Below are 13,068 nucleotides of genomic sequence, written 5' to 3' on the forward strand. Positions count from 1 at the left end.
GCCAATCCTCCTCCCGGAACCGGATGTCCCCGCTCGAACTCCGCGCCTCTGCCGGCCTGGCCGGCCTCTATGCCCTGCGCATGCTCGGCATGTTCCTGCTGCTGCCGGTGTTCGCGCTGTATGCCCGCCATCTGCCCGGCGGCGACGACCACACCCTGGTCGGCCTCGCCTTCGGCATCTACGGCCTCACCCAGGCCTGCCTGCAGCTGCCGCTGGGCATGCTGTCGGACCGCATCGGCCGCAAGCCGGTGATCTACGCCGGCCTCGCGCTGCTGGCGCTGGGCAGCGTGATCGCCGCCACCGCGCACGACCTGGTCTGGATCGCCATCGGCCGCGCCATCCAGGGCGCCGGCGCGATCTCGGCCGCGATCACCGCGCTGCTGGCCGACCTGACGCGCGAGGAGAACCGCACCAAGGCGATGGCCATGATCGGCGGCTCGATCGGCGCCACCTTCGCCGTCTCGCTGGTGCTGGCGCCGAGCCTGGCGCAGTGGATCGGCCTGTCGGGCATCTTCTGGCTGATCGCCGGGCTGTCGCTGGCCGCCATCGTCGGCGTCTGGCAGATCATTCCCGATCCGTCGCAGAGCCGGTTCCATTCGGACGCCGAAGCCAATCCCAAGCGGCTCGGCGACGTGCTGCGCGACGGCCAGCTCTTGCGGCTGAACTACGGGGTGTTCGCGCTGCACGCGGCGCAGATGGCGCTGTTCGTCACCCTGCCGCTGGTGCTGGAGCAGGCGGCCGGGCTGTCGGCGGCCGAGCACTGGAAGGTCTACCTGCCGGTGATGGCGGCCGGCTTCGTGCTGATGGTGCCGGCGGTGATCGTCGGCGAGACCCGCAACAAGCTCAAGCAGGTGTTCCTCGGCGCGGTGCTGCTGATGCTGGCGGCCCAGCTCGGCATGGCGGCGCGGCTCGACACGCTGCCGGTCATCCTTGGCTGGCTGGCGCTGTACTTCATCGCCTTCAACGTGCTCGAGGCGACCCAGCCCAGCCTGATCTCCAAGATCGCGCCGGCCGACGCCAAGGGCACCGCGATGGGCGTCTACAACACCACCCAGGCGCTCGGCTTCGCTGTCGGTTCAGCGGTCGGCGGCTGGCTCTACCACCGTGCCGGCACGCTGCCGGTGCACCTGTTCTGCGCCGCGCTGATCGGCGTCTGGGCGCTGGTCACGCTGGGCCTGAAGCCGCCCATGCCGGTCCGGACGATGATGTACCATATCGACGATGCGCTGCTCAGCGGTAACACTGAGCTAGGCGGCGACGCCGAGCCGGGCGGCAAGGCCGCAGGGCCGGGCGACGCCACCGAGCTGGCCCGCCGGCTCGGCAGCCTGGCCGGCGTGCGCGAGGCGGTGGTGATCGCCGAGGAAGGCGTGGCCTACCTCAAGGTGCTGCGCGAAGGCTGGGACGAAGCCGGCGCGCGGCGCCTCCTGGGCCTGCCGCAGACCGCCCCGGACGCCTGATCCCCCGCATTCCCCCAATTTGCCGCGAGGCTGCGCACGACGCAGCCCCGCCCGACCCCGAACCGGAGAATTACCCCATGGCATCGCTCAACAAAGTCCTGCTCATCGGCAACCTGGGACGCGACCCCGAAATGCGCTACATGCCCGACGGCGCCGCCATCTGCAATTTCAGCATCGCCACCACCGAGACCTGGAAGGACAAGAACAGCGGTCAGAAGCAGGAAAAGACCGAGTGGCACAATATCGTGATGTACCGCCGCCTGGCCGAGATCGCCGGCCAGTACCTGAAGAAGGGCAGCTCGGTCTACATCGAGGGCCGCCTGCAGACGCGCAAGTGGCAGGACAAGAACACCGGGCAGGACCGCTACACCACCGAGATCCTGGCCGACGAGATGAAGATGCTGGGCGGCCGCGCCGGCAGCGGCATGGGCGGCGGCAACGCCGACTACGACCAGTCGCCGCCGAGCTACGGCGGTGGCAACGACTCGCCGGCTCCGGCCCCGCGCGGCGGCGGCATGGGTGGCGGGATGGGCGGCGGCAACCAAGGCGGCGGCCAATCGCGGCCGGCGCCGCAGAAGCCGCAGAGCTTCGACGATTTCGAGGACGACATCCCGTTCTGATCGCGTACCGGCCGGCTACGCGCCGGACAAAGGAAACGCCCTGCATCCACAGGGCGTTTTTCGTTTGCGGGCAAGCCTGCTGGCGTTCCGGCCACGAACAGGCGACGCCGCGACGGATCCGGCGCCGGCCCTATCGCTTGAGGATCTGGTCGCAGTGGCCGCCGATCGATTCGGCCGCCATGGCGCTGGTGCCGCCCTTGGCGGCCTGCATGCATTCGGCGAATGCGTCCTCCTTCGTCCTGGGCCGCTCGCACAGGCCCTTCAATCTCGCGTTTTCCTCGATCAGCACCTGGTTCTGCCTGATCAGGTGATCGACACGTTCCCGATCCGACAAGGGCGCCGTCGGCTGGTCGGCAGCCATGGCGATCGCGGACAGCAAAGCGGTTCCCGCAGCGAATGCGGCGATGGTGGTTTTCATGGCGTCGTCTTTCGGTTTGGACTTCGAGGCGGACTCGGGATGAATGCGCCGGGGATGCGAGCCGATCAGACCAGGGCTCGCGATTGCACCGTTGCGCTGCGCATGCGCCACGATTTCCAGGCCAGGCGCAGCAGCCAGGACAGCATGCACAGCAGCGGCAGGACGACCGGCAGGAAGAGCCAGGCCGACTCGCGCAGATAGGCGGGAAAGACCTGCGGCTGGCCGAGGAAGAGCGAGCCGGAGGCGAAGAACAGCGCCGCGCACATCCGCCACAGGTGGCGCGCGATGCGCGCGGCGCCGGTATACCCCTTGCGCACGATCGCGCCGAGATCGTCGAGGCTGGCGACGGTGCCCAATACCAGGAACAGGTAGAACGACTGGACCGGCGCCCCGTCGACCGTGCCGGTCGGGCTCGCCTTGGCCAGTTGGACCAGCATCGCGCCCGCGATCGCGGTCGCCGCGGCGATGGCCAGGCCCAGCAGGTCGAGCGGACCGGTGCCGCGCCGGCGGCGCCTGAGGGTCAGCCAGCCGCTGACGACCAGGTACAGCGAGAACAGGCCGGCGACGAAGTTGGGCCGCTGGCCGTCGTCCAGGAAGGGCGCCACGCCGGCGCCGATCGCGAAGGCGACGCTCATCGAGGCGAAGAACACGCGGCCGCAGAGGCGATGCAGGCGGCCGCCCTTGGGCAGCAGCAGCACCAGCGTGCCGGCGGCGATGCCCACGGTACCGCCGGCGATATGCAGCCAGAGCAGGGCGTCGGCGGCCAGGTGCGCCAGGAACGGCGCATCCGGGCCGAATGCGAGGGTGGACATGAGGATCGGTCTTTCGTCGAACTGAGTGAACCGCCGGCCGCGCCTACTCGACCGCCTTGAGGATCTGCTCGATGGCCAGCAGCCGCGCCCGCACGTCGGCGAGATTCGCGTCGATGGACGCCACCACGGCCGCGGTCTCGCGCTGCGCCGCCAGGGCCTGTTCCGCCAGCTGGCGGTGGGCCTCGTCGTGGCCGAAGCGCAGCTTCGCCTGCTGGACCGCGGACAGGTAGCGCATGCCGAACACCAGCAGGACCGTCAGCAGCGGCAGGCAGATCGTTAACAGGTAAATGCTCACGTCCATGGGGACCTCTACGTGTCTGCGTTGGGAAGGGATTGCGCCGCCTCGGCGATGGCGGCCGGCGTCAGTTCGACGTCGAATTCGACGACTTCGAAGAAATTGAGCGCCTTGCCGTCCTGCGACAGCTCGAGCCGGCTGACGACCAGGCCGGCCTCTTCGAGCTTCTGCAGATGCAGGTGCAGCAGGGGCCGGCTGATGCCGATCTCGCGGGCGAGCTGGCTGACGTAGTTGCGCCCGCGCGATTTCAGCGCCGCGATGATCTTCAGCCGATGCGGATTGGCCAGCGCGGCCAGCATCGCGAGCAACTGATCGCCGGCCGGGTGCTGTTTCTTCTCTGTCATGTGTAAACAATATCTGACACGTGACATGAAATCAAGCGGGCCGAACGGATCGAAATCCCGGCCGGGCTGGCCGGGCGATATGAAAAAGGCGGGGCCATCGGCCCCGCCTTGCGTTCATGCACTGCCTGATTCGTTCTCGCCCCGCTCGTTCACGCATTACGCCCCGACGCGCCCCCGTTCGCATGCCGGAGCGCGATAGGCGGATGCCGCATCAGGCCGCCTCGCCATCCTCGCGGTTCAACCGCGCGACCAGCGCGCTGAAGGCGGCCCGGCCGCGGCCGTCGTCCGGCGCCCTGGCGACGACGGCCGGTTCGACCGGCGCCGCGGGCTGCGCCGCCGGCAGGGCCGCCGCCTTCGCCTTGCCCCGCATCTGTTCGACGAAGCCGCAGGGCGCCTTGTCCCTGGCATGCAGCACGATCAGCGCCTGGCGCGCCCGCGTCACCGCGACGTACCACAGGTTGCGCTCGGTGATCGCCAGCTCGCGCGAATCTTCGAACGGGTTGGCCAGGTCCGGCCCGACCGGCACCACGTCGGCCGAGGCATCGCCGACGATCACCAGGTCGCGCTCCATGCCCTTGATGCGCAGGAAGGTCGACAGCGTCAGGCTGCCCGAGCGCCGCGCCGCCTGCTCGCTCGACGAGACGGTGGCGTGGGCGGCGACGTACAGCGCGGCCAGCGCCTGCAGGCTGTCCGCCCGGCCGGCCACGAAGGCTTCGAGCGCCTCGAGCACGCTCAGCAGCTCGTGCTGTTGCGAAGGATCGAGGTTGTCGGCGACCAGCAGCTTGCGCAGCTCGAGCCGCTGCAGCAGCGCCTCGAGCTGCACCGCGCCGGCCTCGGCCGGCTTGCGCCCGCCCGCGGCCGTCGCCTGCTCGTCCAGCCAGGCCAGGACCCGCTCCAGCCGGCGGTCGACCTCCTCGCTCACCGGCGACAGCCGGGCGGCGCTGCGCAGCGTCAGCCGGCCGAATTCCAGGCCCAGGCCGGCGCAGGGCTGCTGCCGCACCAGCTCGTCGCGCGAGGCCTGCTGCGCCTCCTGCGGCCACAGCGGGAACAGCAGCGCGGCGGCGGCGCAGATCAGTTCGGCGCGCAGCTTGGGCGTGCAGCCGTCGAGCAGGCCGGCCGGCATGAACAGCAGGCCCATCAGCCCCATGATCAGCGGCTCGTGCGCCACCGAGCGGTGGCCGACCATGGTGTAGGGCTGGCCGCGCTCGACCAGCGCGAACTCGCTGGCCAGCGCCTCGGCGCGGCTGCGCCACAGCACGGCGACGGTCCAGCCGGGCTCGCTCTTGCGCGCATTGGCCAGCAGCGTGCAGAGGTCGGCCGGGCCGCCGCTCGGCCGTACCGAGAAACGGGTGCGGTGCGCCGCTTCCGAGCGGAAGAAGGTGGCGGCGTCGCCCTCGAAGGCCAGCGGCCGCAGCCGCCGCGCCAGCGCCTCGCCGAAGCGGTGGCTGGCCGACAGCGGCATGGCGGTCACGCCGGCGAGCAGCGCCGGCAGATCGTCGCTCAGCACCGTGCTGCTGGCGCCGGTATGGCTCAGCACGCACTGGTGGCGGTCGGCCACCAGCACGGTGCGGCCGCTGCTGCGGCGGGTCAGCAGCACCGCCTCGAGCAGCGCAGGGTTCAGGTCGTTCGCCTCGTCGACCAGCAGCGCGTCGAAACGCACCAGGGCGCGGCGAGAATCGGGCTCCAGGCTGCGGATGCGGATCAGCTCGTTGGGCACGTCGTGGAAGGTATGGAAACCCAGCCGCTCGCGGCAGCGCTCGAAGGCGATCAGGCAGGCCACCACCGCGACCGGCTGCTGCAGGCGTTCGGCCAGCCATTCGAGATCGGGCTGCTCGTCGGATTCCAGCAGGCCGGCCAGGTCCACCCGGCGCTCGCCCTTGATGCGGCCGATCGCCAGGTGCAGCGACTGCAGGTTGGCCGGGCTCGGGTGCGGCAGGTCGATCTCGTCGCCGAGCTGCTGGCGGGCCAGTTCGATCGACTCGCGCAGCACGTCCTGCAGCTCGCCGTCGCGGTCGGTCACCAGCCTGAGCCGCTCGGTCGCCGAGAAGCCGCCGCGGATGCAGTCCTGCAGCCGCGACAGGCAGACCGCGTGGATGGTGCGCGCCTGCGGCAGCGCGGTGCCGTGCGCGCGGCCGAGCGCGGACAGCAGGTCGTTCAGGTGGCCGGCCGCGGTGTTCGACACGGTGACCACGCCGATCCGCTCCGGCGCGATGCCCGACTGCACCAGCGCGAGCGCCAGGTGGGCCAGCAGCGTGGTCTTGCCGCTGCCGGCGATCGCATCGACCAGCACTGCGGCGTCGGGCCGCGCCAGCACGGCGTCGACGATCGCGCGCTTCTCGGCGGTGAGGCCGGACGGCTGCAGCACGGTCTCGCTCATGCCGCGCTCCCCGGCTCGGCCTCGATCACCCGCAGCGCCGGATATTGCGCCGGCAGCCAGGCCGGGCAACAGTCGGTGACGATGCTGTCGAAATCGGCCAGCGGCGCGACGAAATGCGGCGCGACCTGCTCGAACTTGGTCTCGTCGGCCAGCAGGATGCCGCGCGCGGCGCGGGCCAGCATGGCGGCCTTGAGCCGCGCGTCGGATTCCTCGGTCGAGCTGACGCCGAGCCGCGAATGCAGCGCGCAGGCGCCGATGAAGGCCAGGTCGGCGCGGTGGGCCTCGACCTGGGCCAGCGCGGCGGCGCCGGCCAGGTGGCGCTCGCCCGGCACCCAGCGGCCGCCGCAGACGATCAGCTCGACGCCGGCGCGCTCGCTCAGCGCCAGCGCCACGTCGAGCGAATTGGTGATCACCCTGAGCGGCGCGACGTCGAGCGCGCGCACCAGCTCGAGCGTGGTGCCGCCGGCGTCGACGAACAGCGTCTGGTGCGGCTCGACCAGCCGCGCGGCGGCGGCGCCGATGCTGGCCTTGGCGGCCCGCCGCACGCCGGCGCGCACCGGGTAGGTCATCTGGGTGATGGCGAGCGAGACCGCGCCGCCGTGGGTCTTCTGCAGGAAGCCCTGGTCGGCCAGCGCCTTGAGGTCGCGCCGCACCGTGTCTTCCGACACGGCCAGCGCGGCGGCGAGCAGGCCGACTTCGACCCGGCCGTCGCGGGTCAGGGCATCGAGGATGGATTGGCGGCGTTCGGAGGCAAACATGGCGGCAAGTATAGCGCGCGGCGATGGTTTGCGTTTTTGTGCAATATATTGCCGACTCATGCGGGAATTAATTGCAGACTTCGGCACGAAGGCGCACGATACCGTCAACGCAAGCGAGGGCCGGCAAGGAGGCAGACGATGCGCATCGAGCATGTGGCGATCTGGGTGGACGACCTGGAAGGCATGAAGCAGTTCTACACGCGCGCCTTCGAGGGCACGGCCAGCGAGCGCTACGACAATCCGGCGCGCGGCTTCTCGTCCTACTTCGTCTATTACGACGGCAGCGCGCGGCTGGAGCTGATGCGGATGCCCGGCATCGCGGCCGACGAGACGCGACGGCAGCTGCGCGGGCTGAGCCACCTGGCCTTCGCCGCCGGCTCGGCGCGCGCGGTGGAGGAGCTGACCGAGCGGCTGGTGGGCGGCGGCGCGCCGCTGCTGTCGGCGCCGCGGTTGACCGGCGACGGTTATTACGAGAGCGTGGTGCTCGATCCCGAGGGCAACCGGATCGAGATCACCATCTAGGCGCCCTTCCCTCTTCCACCCCACGCAGGAACACGTCCATGCAGGACACCGCAACCCTGGTCGGCATGATCGCCGGCCTGTGCACCACCGCCGCCTTCGTCCCGCAGGTGGTCCGCATCGTGAAGACGCGCCATACCGCCGACCTGTCGCTGGCGATGTACGCGATCTTCGTCGCCGGCACGCTGCTGTGGCTGGCCTATGGCTTGATGATCGGCTCGCTGCCGGTGGTGATCTACAACCTGCTGACCAGTTTGCTGGCCGGTGCGGTACTGGTGATGAAATTACGCTTCGGGTGATCGCTGGCACGGCGGGCAATCTGATTGATTCACCGCGGAGGACGCAGAGGACGCGGAGGAAAGGCAAGAACCGAAAGTTGCGCATTCGGTCAGCCGTTCCTCTCGCCTTTACCTCGGCGTCCTCTGCGTCCTCCGCGGTGAGACCTGATCTTTAAGCCGGCCGCAGCAACCGCTCGATCGCCGCTTCGTCGAGCCCCGCCTCGCGCAGGATCGCCGCGCCATCCGCCCCCAATCCGCCGCCGGCCTGCGCATAGACCGGCTCGGCACGCGAGAAGCGGATCGGCAGCGCCGGCTGGCCCAGCACGGCATCGCCGGCCGGCACGTCGACCTTCCAGCCGCGCGCCGCGGCCAGCTCGCTCGCGGCGGCTTCGGCCGGCGTCAGCACCGGCTCGACGCAGGCGTCGACCGCGGCGAACACCGTGCGCCAGTGGGCGAAATCCTCCTCCAGCAAGCGCGCCGCCAGGATCGCCTTGGCTTGCTCCGGCTCGCGGCCGAAGCGGCCGGCCAGTTCGGGCAGGCCGATCGCCGCGCACAGCGTCGCCAGGAAGGGCGGCTCCAGGCTGCCGACCGCCAGCCAGCGGCCATCGCGCGTACGGTAGTGGTCGTAGTGGCTGCCGCCGTTGAGCAGGTGGCCTTCGGGCGCCGTGTCCTCGCCCGCCAGCGCGGCGCAGCCGGCCAGCGCGTTGAAGTGGAAGGCGCAGTCGGCCAGCGCGATGTCGAGCTGCTGGCCCTGCCCGTCGCGGTCGCGCTGGCGCAGCGCGGCAAGGATGCCGATCACCGCGTGCAGCGAGCCGGCCAGGTCGGCCGGCTGGAAGCCCAGCGGCGGCGGCCCGCCATCGGCGCGGCCCGAGGCGGCGGCCAGGCCGCTGAGCGCCTGGTAGCCGTTGTCGTGGCCGGCGCGGTCGCGCAAGGGGCCATCCTGGCCGTAGCCGCTGATCGAGCAATAGACCAGCCGCGGATTGCGCGCCGCCAGCGCGGCATAGCCGAGGCCCAGCCGCGCCATCACGCCGGGGCGGAACTGCTCGACCAGCACGTCGGCGCCGTCGACCAGCGCCAGCACCGCCTCGACCGCGCCCGGCGCCTTCAGGTCGAGCGCCAGGTTGCGCTTGTTGCGGTTCAGGTAGGCATGCGCGGCCGAGACGCCGCCGACGAAGGGCGGCGTATGGCGCACCAGGTCGGGCCGGCTCGGCGATTCGATGCGGATCACCCGCGCGCCGAGATCGGCCAGCACGCGGGTGGCGAAGGGGCCGGGCAGCAGCGGCGAGAAATCGAGCACGGTGAGGCCGTCGAGCGGGGCGGGCATTGGGCGTCTCCTGGAGGATGGCGCCAGAATAGCAAGCGATTGCTCGATTCGTCGCCGCGGCGCTCAGTCCGCGGCCCCCTCGCCCACCCGCAGCATCCAGTGCAGCAATGCATCCTCGCCGTCGGCCGCCAGCCCGGCCCGCACGCCGGCCTGGTCCTCGGCGCTGCGGTTCTGGCTCAGCTTGAACTTGCCGACCATCTGGTCGACCTCGATCTCGATGCCGACGATGGCGCCGAGCATCTTCTCGATGTAGGCGGCCGGCGCGTCGTCGATCGACCACGGCGCCGGCCGGCCCGCCTCGAAACGCTCGCTCAGCCGCGCCAGCAGCGCCTGCAGCCAGGCCGCCTCGCGCCGGCAGCGCAGCCGGCCGCGCACCTGCACCAGCGCGTAGTTCCAGGTCGGCACCGCCCGGCCGTCGCGCGCCTTGCCCGGATACCAGCCGGGCGAGACGTAGCCGTCGGGGCCGTGGAACAGCACGGTGACCGCCTGGCCCTCGGCCGCCGCCAGCGGATTGCCGGCCGCGACGTGGCCGAGCAGCCGGCCGTGCTCCCCGCCGCCGGCGTCGAACTGCAGCGGCAGCGGATCGGCCTCGATGCCGTCCGGCCCGGCCCGCAGCACGCTAGCCAGCGGATGGGCGTCGATCAGCGCGTGCAGCAGCGCCGGGCGGGTTTCGGTGAACGAGGCGGGCAAGTACATGGGCACTCCGGCTTGCACATAGGCGGCGGCGGTATGGTGGTCGGGAATTCCGGCGAGCAGTGAAAACGAGGCGATCGCTGCGCGGCTGAAGCCGCGCCTGCGCGGCCCCTGGCCGGCCGGTTTCAGGCCGCCGCCGGCGCCAGGTCGGGGATCGGCTCGCCGAAGCGCGTCTCGATCGGCCGCACGCCGGCCCAGACCGCGATGCCCAGGTCGGCCTCGTCGTCCTTCGGCGGGCCGCTGCGCACCTTGGCCACCGCCTGCTCGATCTCCAGCGCCAGCACCGTGGTGGCGGCGAACTCGCTGGCGTCCGGCCCGCGCACCTTGGCGCGGCGGCCGGGCTCGACCTTGTCCATGAAGGCGTCCAGCGCCTGCCGCTTCTCGTCCTCGCCGACCGGCTCGAAGCGGCCGTAGACCATCGCCGAGCGGTAGTTGATCGAATGGTGGAAGGCCGAGCGCGCCAGCACCAGGCCGTCGACGTGGGTGACGCAGACCGAGGCCGGCGCGCCGTCGCCCAGCGCGCGCAGCAGCCGGCTGCCGTTGCTGCCGTGGATGTAGAGCGTCTCGCCGATGCGCCAGTGCGCGGTCGGGATGCAGTGCGGCTGGCCGTCGACCGCGAAGGCGACGTGGCAGGCCCAGCCGGCGTCGAGGATGGCGTGCACGGTGGCGCGGTCGTAGTCGGCGCGCTGGGCGATGCGGCGGACGCGGGTCAGCGGAGTCTGGGCGTAGCGGTCGGTCATGGCGGGGCTCGATTGACGGGAAGACGGCTCCAGCGTAAATCGATAGCGGCCCCATGTAGAGCACCACTATGCGCAAGTTCGATGGAACCACTTTACCGGCGCTGCACGATTACCTCGGCGCCCGGCTGAGCCGCGAGGCGGCCGAGCCGCTCAACCGCCAGCTCTACCGCGCGCTGCGCGAGGCGATCGTGGCCGGCCACCTGGAACGCGGCCGCGCGCTGCCGGCCAGCCGGGCGCTGGCCGAGGCGCTGGATCTCGCCCGCAACACCGTGCTGCACGCCTATGCCCAGCTGTGCGCCGAAGGCTATTGCAGCGGCCGCGGCGGCGCCGGCACCTTCGTCGCCGCCAGCATGCCCGATGCGCCGCCGCTGGCCGCCGCGGCGGTCGCACCGGCCGGCGACGGCGTCCCGACGCTGTCGCGCCGCGGCCAGGCGCTGCTCGACACGCTGGCGCTGCGGTCCGAGCCGGCCGGGCCGGCCTTCGCGCCCGGCCTGCCCGAGCTCGCCGCCTTCCCCTGGGCGACCTGGTTCAAGCTGCTGCAGCGGCGCCAGCGCGCCGCCGCGCCGGCCGAGTTCGACTACCGCGGCGCCGGCGGCCGGCCGGAACTGCGCGCGGCGCTGGCCGACTACCTGCGGCTGTCGCGCGGGGTGAATTGCGACGCCGCCCAGGTGCTGGTGACCGGCGGCATGCAACAGACGCTCGACCTGCTGGCGCGCACGCTGGCCGATCCGGGCGACACGGTGTGGATGGAGGAACCGGGCTATCTCGGCGCACGCACCGCCTGGCAGGCCGCCGGCCTCGCCATCGCGCCGGTGCCGGTCGATGCCGGCGGGCTGGCCTGGCAGGACCGCGCGCTGCCGCCGCCGCGGCTGGTCTACGTCACGCCGTCGCACCAATACCCGCTCGGCAGCGTGCTCGGCCTCGAGCGGCGCCAGGCGCTGCTGGCCGAGGCCGGCCGCCACGGCGCCTGGATCGTCGAGGACGACTACGACAGCGAATTCCGCCATGCCGGCCGGCCGCTGGCCGCCATGCAGGGGCTGGACCGGGCCGGCCGGGTGCTCTACCTCGGCACCTTCAGCAAGGTGATGTTCCCGGCGCTGCGGCTGGCCTACCTGGTCGCGCCGCCGGCGCTGGTCGAGCCCTTGCGCCGGCTGCAGGCGCGGCTCTACCGCGAGGGCGACTACGCCACCCAGGCCGCGCTGGCCGATTTCATCGCGGAGGGCCATTTCGGCGCCCACCTGCGCCGCATGCGCGGCATCTACGCCCGGCGCCAGGCGCGCCTGCGCGGGACGCTGGCGGCCGAGCTCGGCGACGGCGTGCGGCTGCACGGCGGCGAGGCCGGCATGCACGTGGTGCTGCAATTGCGCGCCGGCAGCGACGACCGCGCCGCCAGCACCGCCCTGCAGGCCATCGGCCTGGCCGCGCCGCCGCTGTCGGCCTATTGCGCGGCCGAGCCGCCGTTCCCGGGCCTGGTGCTCGGCTATGCCGGCGTCGACGATGCGGCGTTGATGCTGGCGGCGGTAAGGCTGGCGCGGGTATTGCGCGCGATGGGGATGGTTTGAGCGGCGGGAAGAAAAGACTTACCGCAGAGGACGCAGAGGACGCAGAGGACACGGAAGAAGGCTGAGCGCGTTCGATCCCGCATCTGCTTTTCCTCGGCGTCCTCTGCGTCCTCCGCGGTCGAAACACAGCGTCGAACGACGTTCAGGCCGCGTGATAGGCCAGGAACATGTCGACCGCCGACTCGGCGATCGCCCGCCGCGCGGCCGCGTCGGGCACCGGCTGGCCCAGCGCGATCTGCGGCCAGAAGGCGAAGGCCTTGAGCAGGCCCTGCAGCTGCTGCGCCGCGAACTCGGGCTCGGCCGGCCTGAGCCGGCCGTCGGCCTGGGCCGCGCGCACCCACGCCGTCACGCCCTCCTCCTTCTCGCCGAAGCGCGCCAGCATCGCCTGGGCACGCTCGGGCGCGTGGATCGCCTCGGCGATCGCCACGCGCGCCAGGTCGAGGAAATTGGCGTCGGCCAGCAGCGCCATCTTCTGTCCCGCCAGCTCGAGCAATTGCTCGCGCAGCGGCCGGCCCGGCCGGTAGGCCAGGTCGACCTGGGCCATGCTGGCGCGCCACAGCTCGAGCATGATCTCGGCGAACAGCTCGTCCTTGCTGGGGAAGTGGTTGTAGACGGTGCGCTTGGACACCGCGGCGCGGGCGGCCACCCTGTCCATGCTGGTGTTCTTGAAGCCGTTCTCGCGGAATTCGGCGAGCGCGGCCGCGACGATGTCCTCGCGCTTGCGGTCGGTGAGGCGGCTCGGTTCTGACATGGCGGATGGCTCTGCAGGATCGGGAATGATGAAATTCTACACTTGCCAGTTTACTTTCCCAAAAACGGAAACTACACTGTGCAGTGTAATTTTTATCCACCGATGCCGCTGGCCGGGACG

General features: G+C 71.5%; 15 protein-coding genes. 5 read left to right on the plus strand and 10 right to left on the minus strand.

Annotation, left to right across the window (positions count from 1 at the left end; genetic code table 11):
• Positions 1-23 precede the first annotated feature (23 nt).
• Together H9L41_RS19665 and H9L41_RS19670 are read left to right on the plus strand one after the other, a co-directional pair.
• Complete coding sequence (locus H9L41_RS19665) at positions 24-1,457, plus strand: MFS transporter (RefSeq protein WP_028444973.1); 1,434 nt, start codon at positions 24-26, stop codon at positions 1,455-1,457.
• Positions 1,458-1,534: 77 nt separating this feature from the next.
• A complete protein-coding gene (locus tag H9L41_RS19670) occupies positions 1,535-2,077 on the plus strand; it encodes a single-stranded DNA-binding protein (RefSeq protein WP_028444972.1) in 543 nt (180 codons plus the stop codon).
• A 130-nt stretch (positions 2,078-2,207) separates the two neighbouring features.
• Here the strand turns inward: H9L41_RS19670 and H9L41_RS19675 are convergent, their stop codons facing one another.
• The 6 genes from H9L41_RS19675 to H9L41_RS19700 form a co-directional block, all read right to left on the minus strand.
• Entirely contained in the window at positions 2,208-2,495 is a 288-nt protein-coding gene (locus tag H9L41_RS19675; RefSeq protein WP_028444971.1) for a hypothetical protein, read from the minus strand.
• A gap of 65 nt (positions 2,496-2,560) precedes the next feature.
• Positions 2,561-3,307 carry a hypothetical protein gene (locus H9L41_RS19680; RefSeq protein ID WP_051318744.1) on the minus strand — a complete coding sequence of 249 codons (747 nt, stop codon included), beginning with the start codon at positions 3,305-3,307 and terminating at the stop codon, positions 2,561-2,563.
• A 43-nt stretch (positions 3,308-3,350) separates the two neighbouring features.
• A complete protein-coding gene (locus H9L41_RS19685) occupies positions 3,351-3,608 on the minus strand; it encodes a hypothetical protein (protein ID WP_028444970.1) in 258 nt (85 codons plus the stop codon).
• Between the two features lie 8 nt (positions 3,609-3,616).
• Positions 3,617-3,946 carry an ArsR/SmtB family transcription factor gene (locus H9L41_RS19690; RefSeq protein ID WP_028444969.1) on the minus strand — a complete coding sequence of 110 codons (330 nt, stop codon included), beginning with the start codon at positions 3,944-3,946 and terminating at the stop codon, positions 3,617-3,619.
• A 211-nt stretch (positions 3,947-4,157) separates the two neighbouring features.
• On the minus strand, positions 4,158-6,323 hold the full coding sequence (locus H9L41_RS19695) for a UvrD-helicase domain-containing protein (RefSeq protein ID WP_028444968.1): 2,166 nt from the start codon (positions 6,321-6,323) through the stop codon (positions 4,158-4,160).
• Positions 6,320-7,081 (minus strand): DeoR/GlpR family DNA-binding transcription regulator, encoded by a 762-nt coding sequence (locus H9L41_RS19700; protein ID WP_051318743.1) that lies wholly within the window; start codon positions 7,079-7,081, stop codon positions 6,320-6,322. The genes H9L41_RS19695 and H9L41_RS19700 overlap by 4 nt, the downstream gene beginning before the upstream one ends.
• Positions 7,082-7,219: 138 nt before the next feature.
• On the opposite strand from H9L41_RS19700, the gene H9L41_RS19705 reads away from it, so the two are divergent.
• Positions 7,220-7,603 (plus strand): VOC family protein, encoded by a 384-nt coding sequence (locus H9L41_RS19705; RefSeq protein ID WP_028444967.1) that lies wholly within the window; start codon positions 7,220-7,222, stop codon positions 7,601-7,603.
• Positions 7,604-7,641: 38 nt separating this feature from the next.
• Positions 7,642-7,899 (plus strand): SemiSWEET family sugar transporter, encoded by a 258-nt coding sequence (locus H9L41_RS19710; protein WP_028444966.1) that lies wholly within the window; start codon positions 7,642-7,644, stop codon positions 7,897-7,899.
• A gap of 151 nt (positions 7,900-8,050) precedes the next feature.
• Here H9L41_RS19710 and H9L41_RS19715 read toward each other — a convergent pair whose 3' ends face one another.
• The 3 genes from H9L41_RS19715 to H9L41_RS19725 all read right to left on the minus strand — a co-directional run bounded on the left by H9L41_RS19715 (position 8,051) and on the right by H9L41_RS19725 (position 10,635).
• The gene (locus H9L41_RS19715) at positions 8,051-9,202 is read right to left on the minus strand and encodes a CaiB/BaiF CoA transferase family protein (RefSeq protein WP_028444965.1); all 1,152 of its coding nucleotides are present in this window, start codon (positions 9,200-9,202) and stop codon (positions 8,051-8,053) included.
• A 63-nt stretch (positions 9,203-9,265) separates the two neighbouring features.
• Positions 9,266-9,898 carry an FMN-binding negative transcriptional regulator gene (locus H9L41_RS19720; RefSeq protein WP_028444964.1) on the minus strand — a complete coding sequence of 211 codons (633 nt, stop codon included), beginning with the start codon at positions 9,896-9,898 and terminating at the stop codon, positions 9,266-9,268.
• Positions 9,899-10,020: 122 nt separating this feature from the next.
• Positions 10,021-10,635 (minus strand): pyridoxamine 5'-phosphate oxidase family protein, encoded by a 615-nt coding sequence (locus H9L41_RS19725; RefSeq protein WP_084299859.1) that lies wholly within the window; start codon positions 10,633-10,635, stop codon positions 10,021-10,023.
• A gap of 68 nt (positions 10,636-10,703) precedes the next feature.
• Between H9L41_RS19725 and pdxR the strand changes: the two genes are divergently transcribed.
• On the plus strand, positions 10,704-12,197 hold the full coding sequence (pdxR, locus tag H9L41_RS19730; protein ID WP_051318742.1) for a MocR-like pyridoxine biosynthesis transcription factor PdxR: 1,494 nt from the start codon (positions 10,704-10,706) through the stop codon (positions 12,195-12,197).
• Positions 12,198-12,339: 142 nt separating this feature from the next.
• Here the strand turns inward: pdxR and H9L41_RS19735 are convergent, their stop codons facing one another.
• Positions 12,340-12,948, minus strand: coding sequence for a TetR/AcrR family transcriptional regulator (locus H9L41_RS19735; RefSeq protein ID WP_028444962.1), 609 nt, complete (start codon positions 12,946-12,948; stop codon positions 12,340-12,342).
• Positions 12,949-13,068 lie beyond the last annotated feature (120 nt).

The sequence above is a fragment of the Chitinimonas koreensis genome, assembly GCF_014353015.1.
In the GTDB taxonomy this organism is placed as follows: Bacteria; Pseudomonadota; Gammaproteobacteria; order Burkholderiales; family Chitinimonadaceae; genus Chitinimonas; species Chitinimonas koreensis.

What these genes read in the sequence shown, in the direction of transcription:
- H9L41_RS19665 (WP_028444973.1), top strand. Translation starts at nt 24, where the DNA reads ATGTCCCCGCTCGAACTCCGCGCCTCTGCCGGCCTGGCCGGCCTCTAT.
- H9L41_RS19670 (WP_028444972.1), top strand. Translation starts at nt 1,535, where the DNA reads ATGGCATCGCTCAACAAAGTCCTGCTCATCGGCAACCTGGGACGCGAC.
- H9L41_RS19675 (WP_028444971.1), bottom strand. Translation starts at nt 2,495, where the DNA reads ATGAAAACCACCATCGCCGCATTCGCTGCGGGAACCGCTTTGCTGTCC.
- H9L41_RS19680 (WP_051318744.1), bottom strand. Translation starts at nt 3,307, where the DNA reads ATGTCCACCCTCGCATTCGGCCCGGATGCGCCGTTCCTGGCGCACCTG.
- H9L41_RS19685 (WP_028444970.1), bottom strand. Translation starts at nt 3,608, where the DNA reads ATGGACGTGAGCATTTACCTGTTAACGATCTGCCTGCCGCTGCTGACG.
- H9L41_RS19690 (WP_028444969.1), bottom strand. Translation starts at nt 3,946, where the DNA reads ATGACAGAGAAGAAACAGCACCCGGCCGGCGATCAGTTGCTCGCGATG.
- H9L41_RS19695 (WP_028444968.1), bottom strand. Translation starts at nt 6,323, where the DNA reads ATGAGCGAGACCGTGCTGCAGCCGTCCGGCCTCACCGCCGAGAAGCGC.
- H9L41_RS19700 (WP_051318743.1), bottom strand. Translation starts at nt 7,081, where the DNA reads ATGTTTGCCTCCGAACGCCGCCAATCCATCCTCGATGCCCTGACCCGC.
- H9L41_RS19705 (WP_028444967.1), top strand. Translation starts at nt 7,220, where the DNA reads ATGCGCATCGAGCATGTGGCGATCTGGGTGGACGACCTGGAAGGCATG.
- H9L41_RS19710 (WP_028444966.1), top strand. Translation starts at nt 7,642, where the DNA reads ATGCAGGACACCGCAACCCTGGTCGGCATGATCGCCGGCCTGTGCACC.
- H9L41_RS19715 (WP_028444965.1), bottom strand. Translation starts at nt 9,202, where the DNA reads ATGCCCGCCCCGCTCGACGGCCTCACCGTGCTCGATTTCTCGCCGCTG.
- H9L41_RS19720 (WP_028444964.1), bottom strand. Translation starts at nt 9,898, where the DNA reads ATGTACTTGCCCGCCTCGTTCACCGAAACCCGCCCGGCGCTGCTGCAC.
- H9L41_RS19725 (WP_084299859.1), bottom strand. Translation starts at nt 10,635, where the DNA reads ATGACCGACCGCTACGCCCAGACTCCGCTGACCCGCGTCCGCCGCATC.
- pdxR (WP_051318742.1), top strand. Translation starts at nt 10,704, where the DNA reads ATGCGCAAGTTCGATGGAACCACTTTACCGGCGCTGCACGATTACCTC.
- H9L41_RS19735 (WP_028444962.1), bottom strand. Translation starts at nt 12,948, where the DNA reads ATGTCAGAACCGAGCCGCCTCACCGACCGCAAGCGCGAGGACATCGTC.